General features: G+C 71.5%; 15 protein-coding genes. 4 read left to right on the top strand and 11 right to left on the bottom strand.

The features are described 5' to 3' along the window. Positions 1-67: 67 nt before the first annotated feature. From FHX37_RS01845 to FHX37_RS01830, 4 genes are all read right to left on the bottom strand, one after another. Positions 68-352 (bottom strand): WhiB family transcriptional regulator, encoded by a 285-nt coding sequence (locus FHX37_RS01845; protein ID WP_141921741.1) that lies wholly within the window; start codon positions 350-352, stop codon positions 68-70. 198 nt (positions 353-550) lie between these two features. Further along, positions 551-832 carry a hypothetical protein gene (locus tag FHX37_RS01840; protein ID WP_141921740.1) on the bottom strand — a complete coding sequence of 94 codons (282 nt, stop codon included), beginning with the start codon at positions 830-832 and terminating at the stop codon, positions 551-553. A gap of 194 nt (positions 833-1026) precedes the next feature. Next, the gene (tesB, locus tag FHX37_RS01835; RefSeq protein ID WP_141921739.1) at positions 1027-1923 is read right to left on the bottom strand and encodes an acyl-CoA thioesterase II; all 897 of its coding nucleotides are present in this window, start codon (positions 1921-1923) and stop codon (positions 1027-1029) included. Further along, positions 1916-4021, bottom strand: coding sequence for an ATP-dependent DNA helicase UvrD2 (locus FHX37_RS01830; protein ID WP_141921738.1), 2106 nt, complete (start codon positions 4019-4021; stop codon positions 1916-1918). The genes tesB and FHX37_RS01830 overlap by 8 nt, the downstream gene beginning before the upstream one ends. Before the next feature lie 503 nt (positions 4022-4524). On the opposite strand from FHX37_RS01830, the gene FHX37_RS01825 reads away from it, so the two are divergent. The 3 genes from FHX37_RS01825 (at position 4525) to FHX37_RS01815 (ending at position 6506) form a co-directional block, all read left to right on the top strand. Continuing rightward, positions 4525-5337, top strand: a complete 813-nt coding sequence (locus FHX37_RS01825; RefSeq protein ID WP_141921737.1) for a class I SAM-dependent methyltransferase — start codon at positions 4525-4527, stop codon at positions 5335-5337. A 373-nt stretch (positions 5338-5710) separates the two neighbouring features. Next, positions 5711-5968: a mycoredoxin gene (locus FHX37_RS01820; RefSeq protein WP_141921736.1), complete on the top strand. Its 258-nt coding sequence runs from the start codon at positions 5711-5713 to the stop codon at positions 5966-5968. Positions 5969-6008: 40 nt separating this feature from the next. Then, positions 6009-6506 (top strand): ANTAR domain-containing protein, encoded by a 498-nt coding sequence (locus FHX37_RS01815; RefSeq protein WP_141921735.1) that lies wholly within the window; start codon positions 6009-6011, stop codon positions 6504-6506. Positions 6507-6510: 4 nt separating this feature from the next. Here FHX37_RS01815 and nudC read toward each other — a convergent pair whose 3' ends face one another. Further along, entirely contained in the window at positions 6511-7485 is a 975-nt protein-coding gene (nudC, locus tag FHX37_RS01810; protein WP_246062033.1) for an NAD(+) diphosphatase, read from the bottom strand. A gap of 66 nt (positions 7486-7551) precedes the next feature. Next, on the bottom strand, positions 7552-8934 hold the full coding sequence (locus tag FHX37_RS01805; protein ID WP_141921734.1) for a dipeptidase: 1383 nt from the start codon (positions 8932-8934) through the stop codon (positions 7552-7554). Between the two features lie 407 nt (positions 8935-9341). Here FHX37_RS01805 and FHX37_RS01800 point away from each other — a divergent pair, with 407 nt between their 5' ends. After that, positions 9342-10025: a hypothetical protein gene (locus FHX37_RS01800; protein WP_141921733.1), complete on the top strand. Its 684-nt coding sequence runs from the start codon at positions 9342-9344 to the stop codon at positions 10023-10025. 16 nt (positions 10026-10041) lie between these two features. On the opposite strand, the gene FHX37_RS01795 is transcribed toward FHX37_RS01800, so the two are convergent. The 5 genes from FHX37_RS01795 to moeZ form a co-directional block, all read right to left on the bottom strand. Further along, entirely contained in the window at positions 10042-13476 is a 3435-nt protein-coding gene (locus FHX37_RS01795; protein ID WP_141921732.1) for an ATP-dependent helicase, read from the bottom strand. A 99-nt stretch (positions 13477-13575) separates the two neighbouring features. Continuing rightward, positions 13576-16719 (bottom strand): ATP-dependent helicase, encoded by a 3144-nt coding sequence (locus FHX37_RS01790; RefSeq protein ID WP_141921731.1) that lies wholly within the window; start codon positions 16717-16719, stop codon positions 13576-13578. 177 nt (positions 16720-16896) lie between these two features. Next, entirely contained in the window at positions 16897-17244 is a 348-nt protein-coding gene (locus FHX37_RS01785; RefSeq protein ID WP_141921730.1) for an MGMT family protein, read from the bottom strand. A 43-nt stretch (positions 17245-17287) separates the two neighbouring features. Further along, positions 17288-17638, bottom strand: a complete 351-nt coding sequence (locus tag FHX37_RS01780) for an SPW repeat domain-containing protein (protein WP_141921729.1) — start codon at positions 17636-17638, stop codon at positions 17288-17290. A gap of 118 nt (positions 17639-17756) precedes the next feature. Next, positions 17757-18935 carry an adenylyltransferase/sulfurtransferase MoeZ gene (moeZ, locus tag FHX37_RS01775; RefSeq protein ID WP_141921728.1) on the bottom strand — a complete coding sequence of 393 codons (1179 nt, stop codon included), beginning with the start codon at positions 18933-18935 and terminating at the stop codon, positions 17757-17759. Between the last annotated feature and the right edge of the window lie 159 nt (positions 18936-19094).

Below are 19094 nucleotides of genomic sequence, written 5' to 3'. Positions count from 1 at the left end.
TTTCCGTGGTCAGAAGCGCGGCCGCCGGTCGGCGGCCCCGGATCGGGCCCTGTCCGGCGGACAGGGCCTACGCAGCCTGTTCGGCCGGCCGTGGATACTTCCGGGGACGACCGCGCGACCTCTTCTGCGCCACGATCTCTCCGGAAACGAGGAGCTCACCTCCCCAGACACCCCACGGTTCGCTCCGCTCCAACGCGTCAGCGAGACACTGCTCCCGTACGGGGCAGTCACGGCAGATCGCCTTGGCAGCCTCCACGTCCGCGGGGGCCTCGGCGAAGAAAAGGTCCGGCTCCCAGCGGCAGGGGACCTCGACCTCCCCTAACCACGGGCTTTCCAGGACCGAGGCAAGCATCACTGTCCTCCCTGCTTCGTTCGCTCTCAGCGCGGTCGGCGACAACGGCCACCGACACGTCCCGGTGTGTCGGGGCCGTGGCCCGCGATGAGGCTCCCGGCGTTTCCCGTCCCTAGCGGAACGGGCGCCAGCGAAAATCAAAAAGGCCGCGGCCCCGATACGGGGTCGCGGCCACGGGAGAACCCTCCGGCCGTTGGTTCAGGCCGGGATGTTCCGTGGACACTCCCCCGCTGCGCCGTGCAGGCGCGGGGTTTGTGCTGCTGGTTTGGCTTCGGCTGGATCGCTGTTGTCCGCACGGAGTTCCATGCGGGCACAGGTGACCTCATAGTTCGCCGACAGCGGCGCCTTGATCAGCATCGGCAGTTCTCCGCCGACCAGGCGTGCACGCATGGGAACAGCGCCACCACGCAGGGTGTCCCGCATACTCCGGACGAGTCCGTTGCCGAACGACTGGGCGACCCAGCTCAACTGGAGCTTCATCGGACGGGACACCTCCCTACGTTTCTCAGCACCGCGGGACATCCCGTCCCGCAGCCAGTGCGGCCGTTGACGTTGTTCACACTAGACCGCCCCGCGAACACACGGCAACCATTTTTTTACCTGGGAATTCGGCCGGATCCGGCCATCTCCGCGACCGCTGCCGGGAGAGCGGAACGGGAACAGGCGAGTGTGATTTACGTCGCCTCGTCGACCCGCAGCAACCCCTCCTGGACCACGGAGCACACCAGTTCGCCGGAGCGCGTGTACACGTCACCGCGAGCCATCCCGCGGGCTCCGCTCGCCGTCGGTGTCTCCTGGGCGTACAGCAGCCACTCGTCCACCCGGAACGGTCGATGGAACCATATCGCGTGGTCCAGGCTCGCCATGGAGATCCCGGAGAACGAACGGCCGTGCCGCAGCAGAACCGTGTCCAGCAGTGTCATGTCGGACGCGTAGGTCATCAGGCACACGTGCAGCATCGGGTCGTCGGGAAGCTCCCCGTCGACCCGCAGCCACACCAGGTTGCGGGTCGTACTCAGGCCGGGGTCGCGCTCGACCTCGTAGGACAGCGGGCCCACCGGCCGCATCTCGATCGGGTGCCAGCTGGCGAACCTGGGCACCCTCCCCAGGAAGTCGAGCAACCGCTCCCGGATAGACGGCAGCTCCTCCGGCGCGGGCACCTCCGGCATCGCGACACGGTGCTCCAGTCCGGACTCCGTGTGATGGAACGACGCCGACAGGGTGAAGATCGTCTTGCCGTGCTGGATCGCCGAGACCCGCCGGGTGGTGAACGAACGGCCGTCCCGCACCCGGTCCACCTCGTAGACGATCGGAACCGCGGGATCGCCGGGACGGATGAAGTAGGCGTGCAGCGAGTGCACGTGCCGGTCCGAGGGGACCGTGCGGCCGGCGGCCACCAGCGCCTGGCCGGCCACCTGGCCGCCGAACACCCGTTGCGGCCCCCCGTCGGGGCTGCTGCCGCGGAAGATGTTCACCTCGATCTGTTCCAGGTCGAGCGTGTGCAGCAGCTCCGTCACCGTCTGGCCCGAGCGGTCGCCCTCCGCCCTGCTCCCCGCCTGGTTGTCACTCATCCGGATCCCCCTCGTCCTCCGGGCGCGCTGGCGCGCTCCCCGCACACAGGTCCAGCACCGCCGCACCGTACCGTTCCAGCTTCGCGGCACCGACACCCGGTATCTGCGCCAGCCCCGACGAGCTGGCGGGAACCTGTTCGGCCACCGCCTGCAGAGTGGCGTCGGTGAAGATGACGTACGCCGGAACCTTCTGTTCCCGGGCGACACCGCTGCGCCATTGCTTGAGCCGCTCCAACAGCTCCTCATCGTAATCGGCCGGGCAGTCCCGGCACCGCCCCACCTTGCGCTCGGCCGCCTCTGTCACCGCGGCCCCGCATATCCGGCAGGAGACGGTCCTGGCCTGTTTCCCCTGGCCGCGGCGCTGCCGTTCCTGGGCCAGGGACGGCGATGCGGGCCGCAACCCGTCGAGGAAACGCGAGGGTTTGCGGTTCCTCCGCCCACCGGGCGAGCGGGAAAGCGCCCAGGAGAGGGACAGGAACTCCCGCGCCCGGGTCACCCCGACGTAGAACAGCCGCCGCTCCTCCTCGATCTGCTCCGCGGACTCGGCGTAGACGATGGGGAGCATCCCCTCGGTGAGACCGGCCAGGAAGACGGCGTCCCACTCCATACCCTTGGCGGAGTGCAGCGACGCCAGCGTGACCCCCTCGAGTTCCGGAGCGTGCTCCGTTGCCACCCGCGCGTCCAGCTCCGCGACGAAGTCCTCCATGGTGACCCGTCCGCTGTCTCCTCCGGATTCCCCGCCCGCCATGTCCTCGGCGAGCTGCGCCAGCGCCGCCAGCGACTCCCAGCGTTCCCGCGCCTGGCGCCCTTCCGGGGGGCGCTCGGTGAGGCCGAGCGGGGTGAGGATGTGGCGCACCGTGCTCACGAGGGGTTCGTCCGCCGCGCCGTGCCGGGCCCCCCGCAGCGTGTGGATGGCCTGCTTGATCTCGGGGCGGTCGAAGAACCGGGTCGCGCCGCGCACGGTGTAGGCGATGCCGGCGTCGGACAGCGCCTGCTCGTAGGTGGCCGTCTGCGAGTTCGCGCGGAACAGGACGGCGATCTCGCGTGCGGGGGTCCCCGCGTCGATCAGCGCGGAGATCTTCCTGGCCACAGACGTGGCCTCGGCCGGGTCGTCGTCGTACTCGGTGTAGGTGGGCTCCGGACCGTCCGGGCGCTGGGCCACCAGCTCCCTGCGGCTGTCGGCTCCGTTGGAGGCCGAACGCAGGGTGCTGTTGGCCACCCGTACCACCTGGGGGGTGGAACGGTAGTCGCGCACCAGCCGCACCACCGTGGCGTGCGGGTAGGCGGCGCTGAAGCCGGTGAGGTAGGAGGGGGTGGCTCCCGTGAACGAGTAGATGGTCTGGTCCGGGTCACCGACGACGCAGAGGTCGTCCCGGTCCCCCAGCCAGGCGTCCAGCACCAGTTTCTGCAGCGGGTTGACGTCCTGGAACTCGTCCACGACGAAGTAGCGGTACTGGTCCCGCACCCGCTCGGCCACGGCGGAGTTCTCGTTCAGCATCGCCGCCGTCAGCTCCAGCATCGACTCGAAGTCCAGCAGGTTGTTCTCGCGGCACAGCTCCTCGTAGGCCTCGTAGACGCGGGCGACCTCGTGGATGGCCAGCGGTGTCTCCCGTCCCGCCTTCACCGCCGCCTTCTCGTAGTCGGTGGGACGCACCTGGGTGACCTTGGCCCACTCGATCTCCCCGGCGACGTCCCGCAGACCCGTACGGTCGAGCTGCAGGCCGCAGGAGGCCGCGGCCCGGGAGACGGGTTGGACCTTGCTGTCGAGCAGGGTCGGGGTGGGGCCGCCGATGACCTGGGGCCAGAAGTACCAGAGCTGGCGGCGTGCCGCCGAGTGGAACGTGCGCGCCTGCACGCGCGGAGCGCCCAGTGACCGCAGCCGGCCGCGCATCTCCCCCGCCGCGCGTGTCGTGAACGTCACCGCGAGGATCTGCTGCTCCGCCGCCACCCCGCTGGCGACGGCGTGCGCGATCCGGTGGGTGATCGCGCGGGTCTTCCCTGTCCCCGCGCCGGCGAGGATGCACACCGGACCGCGCAGGGAACGCGCCGCCTCGAGCTGCTCGGGATCGAGCCCTTCCAGCACCCGGTCTGGATCCATCAGCCCTCTCTCCCTGCCTGCCGCTACGTGTTCCGGTGCGGCCGCGGCGGCCCGCGGGGCTGTCCGCCCGCTCATGGCCCTCCGTCTCCGGCCGCACCCGTACCAGTATCTCAACTACCACCCGGGGACCGAGCCCAAGCGGCACGGGCGTGGAGCACATGGTCCGCGGACCCGCGGCGCCGCGACGGCGGACCGCGCCCGCGGTCACGAGCCCGTTCCCGTTCCGGTGCGGGAGGGGCCCGGTGCGCGGGATCTCACCCGTTACAGCGTTGTTACCGCCGGGACGGGCGGGAAGGGTGTCACCCCGCGTTGGAGGAGCAACGCACCAAGCCCCGGAAGTAACGCAAGAAGGGCCGCGAGGCCTCTGGCCTGGGACGAAGCGAACAGGTACCGTCCCACCCACGAAGTGCCACTGAGGCCGCGCGCATGGCGCCGTGCCGAACGAACCCGTTCCGCGCCGTTGGGACGGTTCCGTTGGCGGCCCGGGCCGAGGGAGTTGCCGTATGGACGGCGAGATACCCGAACGCTACGGAAGCTGGATCTTCACCCAGTCGCACAGTGACGAGGCGGACAGGCTCAGAGCCATCGCCGCTACCTATAACCGTTTCAGCCGCGGTCAGATCCGGACCCTGGGACTCGGAGAAGACCCGCGCTGTCTGGACGTGGGGGCCGGACCGGGCAGCATCGCCGCATGGCTCGCCACGGAGTTCCCACGCGGGGAGATCGTCGCCGCCGACCGTGACGCGAGCATGCTCGTTCCCCTCGCGGACAGCTGTTCCAACCTGGAAGCGGTCGAGACGGACGTGTCCGACGACACGGCCCTGCACGGCATGGAACGGTTCGACCTGGTACACGCCCGCTTCGTTCTGATGCACCTCCGCGACCGACTCAGGGTGCTGGACACCCTGGGGGAACTGGTCTCCCCCGGTGGTTGGCTCCTCCTCGGCGACTCGATCGACCTGACCACGGAGGAGCTCTCCCACACGGCGTACGGAAAAACCATGAACGCCATGTGGGAAGTGTTGCACGCCAACATCGGTACGGACATCAGCTGGGTGTCTTCCACTCCCTCCCTGCTGCGGTCCAGAGGCTTCGTCGACATCGGTTCCGAGGCGTACCTTCCCTCGGCCGACCACCGGCCCCCGGTCTCCCGGTTCTGGAAACTGACGTGGCAACAGCTGCGGGACCGCCTCATCACCAGTGGACGTGTCGACGCCGCCACGGTGGAACGGGCTCTCGCGCAACTCGACGACCCCGACTTCACCGCCGTCTCACCCGGTATGCTCAATACGCGGGGTCGCGCGACCCGCGGTTGAAGCGGTGTCCGGCCCGTCGGCGTGATCACCGGCCACGGCAGCGGGCGCACCGTCGCGTAGTGCCGGTTGGCCGGATCCGGCCAACCACCGCACCGATCCGGACACACGGCCGTTGTCCACCGCGTTCCGCCGCTACCGTGGCCAGTGGTCGGCCCGGTCCGGTGGAAAATCCGACCGATACCCGCGCACCAGGTGCCGCACGCGTGCCAACCTGCGCGGGGAACCAGGAACTGTCGCGTCCGGAGAGGCGTCCCACTCTCCAACCTCCGTGAACGTGACGAGCACAGCAGTCACGGCCCGGGAAGCTGCACCTGGTTTCCAGCGTTACTACGGGGCGGTGTTGACACCCGTACGGCGAAAAGGAGACGTCACGATGGCTACCCCGGCCACCAGCCACATCACGATGTACACCACCCCCTGGTGCGGGTTCTGCAAACGACTGAAGAGCCAGCTCGGCCGCGAGGACATCACGGTCGAGGAGATCGATATCGAACAGGAACCGCAGGCGGCGGAGTACGTGATGCGGGTCAACGGCGGGAACCAGACCGTTCCGACCGTGGTGTTCGCCGACGGGACCGCCCTGACGAACCCGTCGCTGGCCCAAGTGAAGAAGACGCTCGAAGCGCAGTAACCGTGGCCGGCCGCCGCGCGCGGCGGCCGGCTTCCATGCAATGGGCAAGGAATTGGGGGAGAACGTGACACCGCACAGCACCATCAGCGGTAGGGACACATCCGCCATCGGCATCATCGAACGGACTCCGACGGGGTGGCGGGTCGGCGGCGACGAGGAACTGCCCGACCTGATGAACGCCATGGTCCTCGCCGACCTCCTCGCGGCGGAGGAGCAGCCGCAGCGCACCACCGCCACCAAGGCACCCGGCCGGGCGGAGGAGGAGCTGGAGGAGACCGAGCGCCTCCGACTCACCGTGGCGCAGCTGGAACACGCGCTGCACAGCCGGGTGGTGGTGGAACAGGCCATCGGCACCCTGGCGGAGCGGCACCAGCTCCCACCGCGCGAGGCTTTCGACCTGCTGCGTTCCGCCGCGCGCTCCCGGGGCCGCAAGGTGGCCGATGTGGCCCGCGACGTGGTCACCAGCAGCACGAACCCGCTCACCCCGCTTCCGGCGGAGTTGGCTGGCAACGGTGCCGCGGTGGAGGCCGAGACCTGAGGGGTCACGCCCACTCGCCGGGAAGCTCACCCCCGTACCAGTACTCGATCAGCTTGCGGGCGATCGAGGCGGACCCGGGCAGCACGACCGTTCCGTCCGCTGCCTCCCGGTACAACTGAGCACGGGTCAGCCAGCGCACGTCGGTGATCTCCTCACCGTCGGTACGTTCGGCGTCTCCCACCGCCCGAGCCAGATAGCCCAGCATGAGGCTGCGCGGGAACGGCCACGGCTGCGAGGCCACGTACTCCTGTTCCCCCACGGCTACGCCGACCTCCTCGGCGACCTCCCGCTCCACGGCCTGCTCGAGGGACTCACCCGGCTCCACGAAACCGGCCAGGACCGAGTACCTGCTGCCGGGCCACTTGGGGTTGTGTCCCAGCAGGCACTGTTCCACCCCGTCCACTTCCCGGTGGACCAGCATGATCACCGCCGGATCCATGCGGGGGAAGTGTTCGAGACCCTCCGTGTCGCAGAACCGCACGTGACCCGCCGACGTCATCCGGGTCGGGTTTCCGCACCCCGGGCAGAACCGGTGGGTGGCGTGCCAGTTGGCCAGGGCGACCGCATGGGTCAGCAGCCCGGCGTCCCGGTCGTCCAGTAGCGCCCCCACGTCCCGCAGCGAGGACGCGCGGGTCCCCTGCGGCTCCTCCAGCGACCTCCCGGCGTCGGCGCGCACCGCGAAGTAGGCGCGTTCGTCCGCGTCCACACCGAGCAGGTAGCGCTCACCCTCCGGAGCTTCCTCCGGTGAACGGAACACCAGGCGGGGGCGACCGTCGGAGCCGGTGGTGACCAGGGTCCGGGACTGGCGGGCGCGCAACGCGTCCCACCCGTAGGAACGGGCGTCGCCGCTCTCCAGCACCAGGACGCGGCTGTTCTGGTCCGCCCACGCCTTCGTCAGCCACTCCTGGTCGGTACGACGGTACCCCGCCATGTCGACGGCGCCGCGCGACAGTGCCGGTGTCACGTGTGATAAGGGCATTTTTCCTTCCGGGTCCTGTTGGTGGTCGTTTCGGGCCGCTCCTGGAACAGGGCGGGGGCACAGGGGTCATTCCGGCAGTGCCGCGGCGAGTTCCCAGTACAGGTAGGCGGCGCTTTCCGCACCACGGAGCAGCAGTGGGATCTCCACCTTCTCGTTGGGGGCGTGGATGCCGTCCTCGTCCAACCCGACAGCGACGAACACCAGCGGGGCGCCGAGGATGTCGGCGATGTCGGCCTCCGGGCCGCTGCCGCCCTCCCGGGTGTAGAGCACCTCGGTTCCGAACGCGCGGCTCATCGCCGACCGCGCGGCCCGCACGGCAGCCGAGGAGGTGTCCGAGGCGCACGGGCGCACCCCCGGGCCGTTGAACTCCACGTCGGAACGCAGGCCGGCCGGCAGGTTCGCCCGGATGTACTCGCGCACCCGGTCCTGGACGCGTGCCGGTTCCTGGTTCGGCACCAGCCGGAAGCTGACGTTGGCGTGCGCGGAGCTGGGCACGATCGTTTTCCGGCCGGCACCCGTGTGTCCGCCCCACATGCCGTTGATCTCCGCCGTGGGGCGCACCCAGAGCCGTTCCAGGGTGCTGTATCCGGCCTCACCCGCCGGTGCGGCGCTGCTCGCGGTGCGCAACCACCGCGACTCGTCGAAGGGGAGCCGGGCGATCATGTCGCGTTCGGCCGGATCGATCTCGACGACGTCGTCGTAGAAGCCGGGGACGGCGACGCGGCCGTCGCTGTCGTGCATGCCGGAGAGCAGGTCGGCCATTGCGCTCGCCGGGTTGGGCACCGCCCCGCCGAACGATCCGCTGTGCAGGTCGGTCTCGGGGCCGTAAACGTCGATGCGGCAGTCGGTCATTCCACGCATACCGACGCACATCGACGGGGTGTCCGCCGACCACATGGTGGTGTCCGAGACGACCACCACGTCACAGCCCAACCGCTGCCGGTTCTGTTCCAGCAGCGCGGCGAAGTTGGGCGAGCCCGATTCCTCCTCGCCCTCGACGATGAGCTTGACGGTCACCGGCGGGGCGGTGTCACCAGCGGAAGCGAGCCCGGCGCGCAGCCCGAGCGTGTGGAACAGCACCTGCCCCTTGTCGTCCGAGGAGCCGCGTCCCACCAGGCGCTGCCCCTGCTCCTCGGGGACGAACGGGTCGGTGTTCCAGGCGTCGCGGGGTTCGACCGGCTGCACGTCGTGATGGCCGTAGACGAGCACAACCGGGGCCTTCGGGTCCCGGGCGGGCCACTCGGCGAAGACCGCCGGCTTCCCGGCGGTCTCCCACGTCTCCACCGTGGGGAATCCGGTCTCCGACAGGTGCCGGGCGAGCCACTCCGCCGACCGGCGCACGTCCCCCTCCCGGTCGGGGTCGGCCGACACGGACGGGATCGCCAGCCACTCCTTGAGGGCGGAGAGGAACTCGTCCCGGTGTTCGGCGATGTAGGTGCGCGCTTCCATTCTGGCCGGTCCTTCCGTGTGTGCCGCTACCTGCGGCCGACCCCGGGGTCGGCCGCGCCGGCTGTGTCCCGAGGGGGCGCAGCCGGCTCTGCCGTCCGTCCGCGACTGGTCGCGCCCGTACCCGTGACCGGGACGTGTGCCGCACGGGAGAGGGGTGTGCCGTGCCGGTGGCAGCCTCGGTCGCGTGTCGTGTGGAGCGGCAGCCGCCACAGCCACGGTACTGCGCTCGGACACCCCTCGAGGGACGACGCCGCCGCGGCGGGACCGTGTGCGGTGGCCGCCGTTCCCCGGCGCGGCCCGCGGGCCGCGCCACGCGGACGGACACGGCGTGGCGCCGGGGAGATCGACCACAACGGGCCCGCGCGTCCTAGGCTAGCCGTGCAGCGTCGACGGAGCATTGGCGGGTTATGGCCACTGACGAGCCGAGCCAGGGCACGGGGGGAACCCCGGGCCGGAGGGACGGGCGGGCCGGTTGGCGCGGCGTCGCGGCCTCGCTGTCGATAGGACTCCTGGAGGCGCTGTGGCGTGCCCCGCCCGACAGGCCCGGCGGGGTTCCCCGGGTGTTCGGCGGACCGCAGTGGCCCGCGGGGCGGTGGCACCGCGCGGGGGCCGTCCTCGCCTGGATCGCGCTGTTCGGACTGAGCAGCGGAGTGGCGGCCCTGTCCGCTGTCCAGCTCGACCGGTTCCACATCCTACCGGCCGACCTCGCCGCCGCGCTGGGGCTCGTCACGGGGCTACCGCTGGCGCTGCTGCCGGTCACACCGCTGCTGGCCTGGCGGATCGTCACCGCCGGGGTACTGCTCGCACTGTTCGCCGTGGCCACGGTGGGAACGCCGCCGGACGCGCTGTGGCCGTGGCCGGCCGGAGCTCTGGTGGTCCTGCCCGTCGTGTTGTACGAGGTCGCGGCCACCCACCCGAGGCGCGTCACCGGGGCGGTAGGGGTGGTCACCGTCGTGGGCAACGTTCTGGCCGCCTCCCCCGTCGTCGGGACTCCCCTCGCCCAGACCGCCTGGGTCTCCGCCGCGGCGGTCGCCGCCCTGGCGCTGGGGCGCGGCGTGGGCGGCCGGGCAGGCGACGGAGCCGGCCGGTAACCGGGTGAGGAACCGTTCATTCCGGCTGCGGCAGCGTGTCGAGGAGGGCCGCGAGTCCGTCCGCGTCGAGCAGGTCGGCGGGGCGGACCGTCTCGCCGGAGCGGACGTAGTGGAAGGCGGCGCGGACGTCCTCCAACGGCACCCCGGCCAGTTCCGCCCAGGCACTCCGGTAGGCGGCCAGCTGCACCGCCACGGCCGAGCGCTCCCGCTCGTTCGCCGGGGCCCGACCGGTCTTCCAGTCCACCACGTCGTAACGTCCGCTCCCGCTGTCGTGGAAGACGGCGTCCATCCGCCCGCGCACCAACCGGTCGCCGATGATGGTCTCGAACGGCACCTCCACGTCCAACGGGGTGAGCCCCGCCCACTCGCTCTCCTCGAACCGCCGTTGCAGCTCGTCCAGGTCCGGGTCCTCGGCCGCCGACTCGTCGGCGGCACCGGGCAGTTCGGCCGGGTCCAGCAGGCTCTGCTGGCCGTACCGCTGCTCGAGCCACGTGTGGAAGGCGGTGCCGCGACGGGTGTGCGGCGCGGGCGGGCGCGGTAGGGGGCGGCGGATGCGGCGGGCCAGGCCGTCGGGGTCACGCGCCAGCGCCACCAGGGAGGACACCGAAAGGTGGGCGGGAAGCTCCACCGGGATGCTGCCGGTGGCGTCCGCCTCGGCGTTCTGGTGGGCTAGCAGCAACTCCGTGTCGCGGTTCCACCCCTCCAGCCGGCGCCGCATGGCGGGCGGTGTCTCGGCGCGTTCCAGGGAGTCGAGCCATCTCCGCCCCTCGGGAATCCCGTCCTCATCCCGCGCCCGCGCCTGGGCGACGAGTTGGGCCCCCTCGACCGTCCGGCGGTGGCGTTCGGCCGCCGACTCCTCGTACTCGTCGACGTGCTGGGGCCACGCCACCGGCTCGGACTCGGTGATCTGCGGGTTGTGCTCCCCCTCCTCGGGAGGGTCGGCCCACCGGGCGACCCACCCGGCACCGGTGTCGCACGCCTCCCGCACCTCGGTCAGGAAGGTGGAGGGGCCGCGTTTGCTCGCCGCCGCGTGGCCCCACCAGTGGCCGCTGCACAACAGGGCGAACGAGGCGCGGGTGACGGCTACGTAGGCCAGCCGCCGTTCCTCCGCCAGATGGCGCTGCCTGTCGGCCGCGAGGAACCGTTCGAGGCTGTCCCGGTCGACGTCGTCGAGACTCGGCAGACCGCCGGAGTCGCCCCGCAGCGAGAACGGGAGCTTGCTCTCCCGGGTCACCCAGCCGCCGAGGTCGCGGGGGGTGGTGGGAAACACCGGGTAAGGCCCGCCCGCCATGCCCGGAACCGCGACGACCGGCCACTGCAGTCCCTTGGCCCCGTGGATCGTCATGAGTTTGACGGTGTCGCTCTCCCCGACCCGCTCGCCCGGCGCCAGTCCCTGCTCCGCCTCCTCGGCGGAGCGCAGGTAGGACAGGAACGTGGCCAGGGTGGGGTCGTCGCTGTTTCCGACGAAACGCACCGCGGCGTCGACGAACGCGTCCAGGTCGGAGCGGGCCGCCATCGGGTCCCGGCCGGTGCGGGCCCCCACCTCGATGTCCAGGCTGAGGGTGCGTTCCACCTCGGTGATGAGGTCCGGCAGGGGCTGGTTGACCATCCTGCGCAGCCCGCGGAGTTCGGCGGCCAGTGCGGTGAGCCGCTCGTAGCCGAGTGCGGAGTACCGTTCGGCCGGCCCCGGGTCGTCCAGCGCGTCCACGAGGCTCCCGCTCTCCGCGGTGAGGTCGAGTACGGTGCGCTGCAGCAGGTCCTCGGCCTCGTCCTCCTCTCCGGTGGCTCCCTCGGCGGTGAGGTCGCGGCGGCTCTCCCTGGCCAGTTCGGTCGCCCGGCCGCCGAGCGCGACGAGGTCGCGGGGGCCGATGCGCCACCGCGGCCCGGTCAGCAGCCGGGCGAGTTCGTTTCCGGCGGTCGCGTCGTGCAGGACGCGCAGGGTCGCCACGATGTCGCGCACCTCGGGCACCGTGAGCAGGCCGCCCAACCCCACGACCTCAACGGGTACGCCGCGCTTCTCCAACGCTTCGCGCACCAGGGGGAACTGGGAGCGTTTGCGGCACAGGACCGCCACGTCCTTGGGGGACAGGGGCGTTTCCCCTCCACCGGGCCACGGCGCCCCGTCCGGCGCGAGGCGGGCGGGCTGCTCCAGGGCGGTCTCGATGGTGTCCGCGAGCCACTCCGCCTCCTCGGTTTCGGTGTGGAACAGCGCGCAGGCCACCGTGCCGCGCTGGTGCCGGTCCGGCCCGGGTTGCAGCACCGGCACGTCGGCCGCGCTGGTGCCGGTTTCCGCCCCGGCGGCGGTTCCGGAGTCGGGTGGCGCGGCCCCGCGCAGCGGTTCGGAGACGCGTTTGGCGGCGTGCAGGATCCGTTCGCCGTTGCGGAAGCTGGTGGCCAGGCGCAGTACCGGCGCGGCATCACCGGAGGCCTGGGGGAAGTCGGTGCCGAACCCGGCGAGGTTGCCCGCGCTGGCGCCGCGCCATCCGTAGATGGACTGGCAGGGGTCGCCCACCGCCGTCACCGGGTGTCCCCCGCCGAAGAGGGCGCGCAGCAGCAGCAGCTGCGCGTGGCTGGTGTCCTGGTACTCGTCCAGCAGCACCACCCTGTAGCGGCTGCGTTCGAGCTCACCGACCCCGGGGTGCCGGGTGGCGATCCGGGCCGCCAACGCCACCTGGTCGCCGTAGTCCATCACCTCACGTCTGGTTTTGGCGGTGTTGTAGCGCTCCACGAGCGGCAGCAGCTGTTCGCGTTTGCGCTGGGTCGCCTCCAGCCGGCGGGTCTTCTCCTGCTCCTTCTTCGTCAGGGTGTCGACGGACAGCGCCTCGACGCGTTCCGCGATCCAGTGGCCGACGTCGCGGACGTCGTCCGGCTCGCGCAGATGGTCGGAGAGCTCCCCCGCGAGATCCAGCACCCGGCTGACCACGGTGTCGGGTTTGACGGTGATCGCGTCCATCGGGCCGTCGTAGCCGCGTACGACGTGTTCGGCGAGCTGCCACGCCTGGCCCGGGCTGAGGAGCCGCGTGGCGGGTTCGATGGCCTCGCGCAGGGCGTGGTCGCTGACGAGCCGGGCGGCGTAGGAGTTGTAGGTGGAGACGTCCGGGTCGCCGTCCAGGAGGCCGGCGGGGACCTGCTGCGTTTCCCGCAGCTGGTCCAACCGGTTGCGGACGCGTTCCGCCAGCTCCGTGGCGGCCTTGCGGGTGAACGTGAGGCCGAGGATGTGTTCGGGGCGCACGTACCCGTTGGCGACGAGCCAGACAACCCTGCTCGCCATGGTCTCGCTCTTGCCCGATCCCGCTCCCGCGACCACGACGGCCGGTCCGAGCGGGGCGGACACCACCGCCGCCTGTTCGGCCGTAGGTTCCGGCTGCCCCAGCAGCAGCGCGAGGTCAGCCGGACTGAGAGCTCCGTGACCGGGCCTCTCGCCCGGTTCGGCGTCCCGGACCGTCGTCATCGAATGGTTGGCGCGGTTACCCCGCTCTGGGCGGGGAGGAAGCGCCGTCCTCCTTCCTGGTGGTGTGGGTGCCCGTGGCTCCTGCGACCGAGGGGCCCGTTACGGACGTCTCCCCTCGTCGTGTGCCGGACAGCTCGACCGGACGGCGCAGGAGTCGCAGTAGGCGTTGCGGACCGCCTGGAACCTGGCACCGGACATGCCCGCGGCGACGTGGGTGACCAGCCTCCGGGACCACTCCGGGTCGGGGTCGTCGGCGAGCGCGTCCTGGCGCTGCTCCTTGGGTTTCACGAGGTCGCCACCGAGCTGGACGAGCGAGGCCCCACCCGGCTGCGACAGGCCGAGCTGGGAGAACGCCGACTCGAGCACGGCGAGTTGGTACACCCCCAGCTGGGGGTGGCGGGCCAGTTCCTCCTTCTTCGGGTGCTGGCCGCCGGTCTTGATGTCGACGATGACGGCACGCCCTTGGGCGTCCCGCTCCAGCCGGTCCACCCGCCCCGTGATCTCGACACCGCCGACGTCGACCCTGAACCCCTCCTCCGTGGCGAGGAGTTCCCGTTCGTCCGCCTCGTGCCAGGTGAGGAGCTTGTCCACCATGGTGTCGACCCGTTCCCGTTCCTTGCCGGCGAACCACACGCCGCCGAAGTCGAGCTGCGGCCAGATCCCGTCGAGCCGCCGCCGGATGTCGTCCATGTCCGCACCGTGCGCCACGAGCACCGCGACCGCGTGCACGATGCTCCCCACCGCCGAGGAGACCTCGGCCGAGGAGGCACCGGCGGCGTTCTCCAGCAGCCAACGGAGCTGACAGGTGGAGAACCGTTCCACCTGGGAGGGGGACACCCGGATGGTGCCGTCCTCCTCCACGAGGGGCCCCTCGTCGGAGAAGGTGGTGAGGGCGTGCCACTCGTCCGGGTCCGCACCGCGCACCCCCTCGTCGGCGAGCCGGGCCAGGTGGGCGGCGGCCGCGCGGCGCAGCGGTTCGGGACGGTTGCCGTCGGTCACCACGGAACGCAGGTCCGCGACGAGCGCGGGCAGGGACAGCCAGCGGCGCCCCGTGCTGACACGTTCCGGTTGGGTGCCGCCGAGCTCCGCGAGGAACCGGGAGGGCCGTTCCTCGCTGTCCGCGCCGCCGACCGCCGTCACGACGAGGGTTCTCCGCGCCCGGGTGACAGCGACGTAGAACAGGCGCCGCTCCTCGTCCAGGAGCTTGGACGCCACCGCGGCGCCGGATTCGTCACTGTTCCCGGCCACCGTGTCGACCAGCTGCTCGACACCCAGCAACGAGCCGCGCAGCCGCAGGTCGGGCCAGTCGCCCTCCTGGACTCCGGCGACCACGGTCAGGTCCCACTCCATGCCTTTGGCACGGTGCGCCGTCAGAATCCGGACCGCCTCCCCCTCGGGTGCCCGCTCGGCGAGGCTGTCGCCGGGGATCTCCTGCGCCTGCAGGTCGTCCAGGAAACCCAGCGGAGCTCCCGGCGGGAGCCGGTCGCAGTAACGCGCGGCGCTCTCGAACAGCGCGACCGCGGCGTCCAGGTCCCGGTCCGCGGCGGCCCCGCGCCGCCCCCCGGCCTGGCTGGCGCGCAGCAACCGGTCGGCCAGCCCGCTCGCCTGCCACACCTCCCACAGGACCTCCTCGGCCGAGGCGCCGTCGTCCGCGCGCTCGCGCACGACACGCAGGTACTCGGCGATCCGCTGCGCGGGGGCGGCCACGTCGGGGTCGATCATCGTCAGCTCCCGCCGGTCGCGCAACGCCTCGGCCAGCAGCACCGCCGAGCTGCGTTGGCCGCCCGCGTCGAGCTCCAGTCGGCGCAGCGCCCGACCGAGCCGACGCAGCCCCACCGTGTCGGCGTCTCCGAACTGGCTGGTGAGCAGTTCCCGCGCGGCGTCCTCGTCCAGGGTCTCCGGCCGCAGCGCGCACCGGACGAGCAGCAGCAGGGGGCGGACCAACGGTTCGGCGGCCAGGGGAAGCTCGTCCCCACCGACCGCGACCGGAACCCCGGCCCCGGAGAGGGCGCGGCGCAGCACCGGGATCTGGCGTTTGGCCGAACGGACCAGGACCGCCATCCGTGACCAGGCCACGCCCTCCACCAGGTGGGCACGGCGCAGCGTGTCGGCGATGGTGGCGGCCTCCTGGGTGGTGTTCTCCGCCAGCAGCACGCGTACGTCGCCCGCCGCGGAGCCGTCTTGGGCCGGTTCGAGGTCCCGGTGGGAGTTGACCGGTCCGGCACCGGGCGCCGGCGCCGCCGGCAACCGCTGGGCCACCCCGCGGGAGGCCGCGAGCAGCGCGGAACCACTGCGTCGGCAGGTGCGCAGCGCGACCACGGGCGCGGGGTCCCGGTCCAGTGTCCGGAACCGCCAGGGGAACTCCAGGATGCCGCGCACGTCGGCACCCCGGAACCCGTAGATCGACTGGTCGGGGTCGCCGACGACCACCAGGTCCCGCCCGTCCCCCGCGAGCCCGTGCAGCAGTTCCTCCTGCGCGGGGTCGGTGTCCTGGTACTCGTCGACGAACACCACTTCGTGCGCGGCGCGTTCGCGCGCCTGCACCTCCGGGTCGTTGAGCAGGTTGGCCGCCACCCGCACCAGCTCGGCGTAGTTGAAGGTCGGAACGGGCGCGATGTCGAACCGGCCGGTGTAGCGGTCGAGGAAGTCGCCGGCGGCCACCCAGTCGTCCCGCTGGTGGTCGCGGCCCAGCCGGTCCAGGTCGGGTGCCCCGATCCCGCGCTCCTGGGCGCGCATCAGGAAGTCGCGCAACTCCTCGGCGAAACCGCGGGTCTGCAGGGCAGGGCGCAGCCGCGGCGGCCACATCGGCGCACCGTCCGCGGCCTCTCCCGCCAGCAGCTCCCGCATCTCCATGAGCTGCTCCGGCCCGGACAGCAGCCGGGGCGGGAGATCGCCGCCCCGCTGGAACTCCCGGCGGATCAGGGCGTAGGCGTAGCTGTGGAAGGTGAGCGCCAGCGGCTCACGGGTGGTCCGGCGCAACCGGGCGGTGATGCGTTCCCGCAGCTCCTGGGCCGCCTTGCGGCTGAACGTGAGCACGAGTAGCCGGGACGGGTCGACGCCGCGGTTCTCGATGCGGTCGACGACCGCCTCCACGATCGTGGCGGTCTTGCCCGTACCGGGACCTGCCAGTACGAGCAGCGGCCCTCCCTTGTGGGAGACGACGCGCTGCTGGTTCTCGTCGAGTTCTACGGGCGGCGTTCTCGGGGCGACACGCCGCACCAGGCGATAGGGGGTCGCGTTCACGTCCCCAGTCCATCAGACACGGAGGGGTCGCTGCCCGCCGTGCGCGCCGGCGGTGGAAAAACCGCCGCGGCCACGTCGGGGGTGTGGCCGCGGCGTGAGATTCCCGGCCCCGCCGGTGGACACGCCTCACGTCGCGCGCCGCACCGGCGCCAAAGGGTCCCGCCCCCGGCAGTACACCTAACTCCCGTCCCAGCGCGCCCGGGACATGTCCACCCGGGGCGAGCGGGGGCGCATCGGGGTTTCCTCCTCGGCGTAGTGCCGCAGGGCGCGGGTCTCGTGGCCGGGCGGAGGGCTGCCGTCGGCGCGGATGACCCGCCACCAGCACACACCGCCGCCCCACGCGGACATCACCGCGCCGACCTGACGCGGCCCGCCCTCGGCCACGTACTCGGCCACGTCGCCGTAGGACAGGACCCGTCCGCTCGGGATGCGCTCGACGGCGTCCAGCACCCGTTCCGCGTAGTCGGTGAGGTGCGCGCCGCCGCGCGGCGCTCCGTACCGTCGGCCAGGGGAGGACTCGGACACGGCACGAGCATAACGGCCTCCGCCCCGCGCGACCGACTCCCGGTCAGTGCGGAACCGCGCGGTGGGGAGTCGGGATGCCCGCGGCCACGGCCCTCGCCACGCCCGCGAGGGCGATGGCGGCACCGAGGACCCAGGAGGTCCAGGCGGCGGCCGGGTTGGCCGTGAAGTCCAGCAGCCACGGGATGAGGAACATCAGCACCCCCAGCCCCACCATGGCGGCTTCCGTGGCGAACACCCCGGAGTGGGTGACCGAGAGGAACCCGCTGAACACGGTGAGGACGCCGAGTACGAACAGGGCCGCCATCGCGGGCCCGACCATGCCGTGCCACGACCAGCTGACCACCGCGGCGGTCCCCGCAGCGACGGCCACCCAGTCCTGCCAGTGCCCCCGCATAGCACACCTCCCAGACGCGCGGCTCGCCTCTCGTCGGGAGTACTACCCAGCTCGGCGGGGATACCTACTCCGGCCAGGCGCCCGGTCGCGGCGTGCGTTCCCGGCCGGAGGACGGTCCTCAGTAGGTGGGGAGGCTGGTGTCCACCTGGTTCGCCCAGGCCAGGACGCCGCCGCCCACGTGCTGGGCGTCGGTGAAGCCCGCCTCCTTCGCGGCCGCCAGCGCCTCCGCGGAACGGCCGCCGGACTTGCAGTGCAGTACCAGCTTCCTGTCCTGCGGGAGCTTGCCGAACGCCTCACCGCTGAGGAACTCGCCCTTGGGGATGAGGACGGAGCCCGGGATGTTGACGATGTCGTACTCGTGCTTCTCCCGGACGTCGACGAGGTAGAAGTCCTCGCCGTTGTCCATCATCTGCTTGAGCTCCGGAGCGGTGATGGTGGAGTCGGCGGCGGCCTGCTGCGCGTCGTCGGACACCTGGCCGCAGAACGCCTCGTAGTCGATCAACTCGGTGACCGTGGGGTTCTTTCCGCACAGCGGGCACTCGGGGTCCTTGCGCACCTTGACCGTGCGGTAGTTCATCTCCAGGGCGTCGTAGATCATCAGCCGGCCGACCAGCGGGTCGCCGAAGCCCGCGAGTACCTTGATGGCCTCGTTCACCTGGATGGAACCGATCGACGCGCACAGCACGCCCAGTACGCCGCCCTCGGCGCAGGAGGGCACCATGCCGGGCGGCGGGGGCTCGGGGTACAGGCAGCGGTAGCACGGGCCGTGTTCGGCCCAGAACACGGACGCCTGTCCGTCGAAGCGGTAGATCGACCCCCACACGTAGGGCTTACCGAGCAGGACGGCGGCGTCGTTCACGAGGTACCGGGTGGGGAAGTTGTCCGTACCGTCGATGATGAGGTCGTAGGGTTCCAGGATCCGGAACGCGTTCTCCGAGTCGAGGTTCTCCTCGTGCAGGACCACCTCGACGTTGGGGTTGACCTCGCGGATGGAGTCACGGGCGGACTCCGCCTTGGACCGGTCCACGTCGCTCTGCCCGTGGATGACCTGACGCTGCAGGTTGGACTCGTCCACAGCGTCGAAGTCGATGATCCCCAGCGTGCCCACGCCCGCGGCGGCGAGGTACAGCAGCGCCGGCGAGCCGAGTCCGCCGGCGCCCACGACCAGCACCTTCGAGTTCTTCAGGCGCTTCTGTCCGTCCATGCCCACATCGGGGATGATCAGGTGACGCGAGTAGCGGCGCACTTCGTCGACAGTCAGCTCGTCGGCTGGCTCGACCAGCGGCGGCAGCGACACAGCAGCTCCTCTGCAGTCCTCGTTGGCGTCGCGTCCCGGTGCTCTCCGGGAGGGAACCGCAGCGGGGCGCGACGAGCTTTCACTCGTACCCAACCAGCCGGATGGGGGTCGGAATTCCCATCCTAGGAACCGCTTTTCCCTGCGCTACGGGCGGCACCC

Origin of the sequence: Haloactinospora alba (assembly GCF_006717075.1) — a bacterium.
Classification (GTDB): domain Bacteria; phylum Actinomycetota; class Actinomycetes; order Streptosporangiales; family Streptosporangiaceae; genus Haloactinospora; species Haloactinospora alba.
Note: the sequence above shows the minus strand (reverse complement) of the source record. Positions and strands in the feature narration are given on the sequence as shown.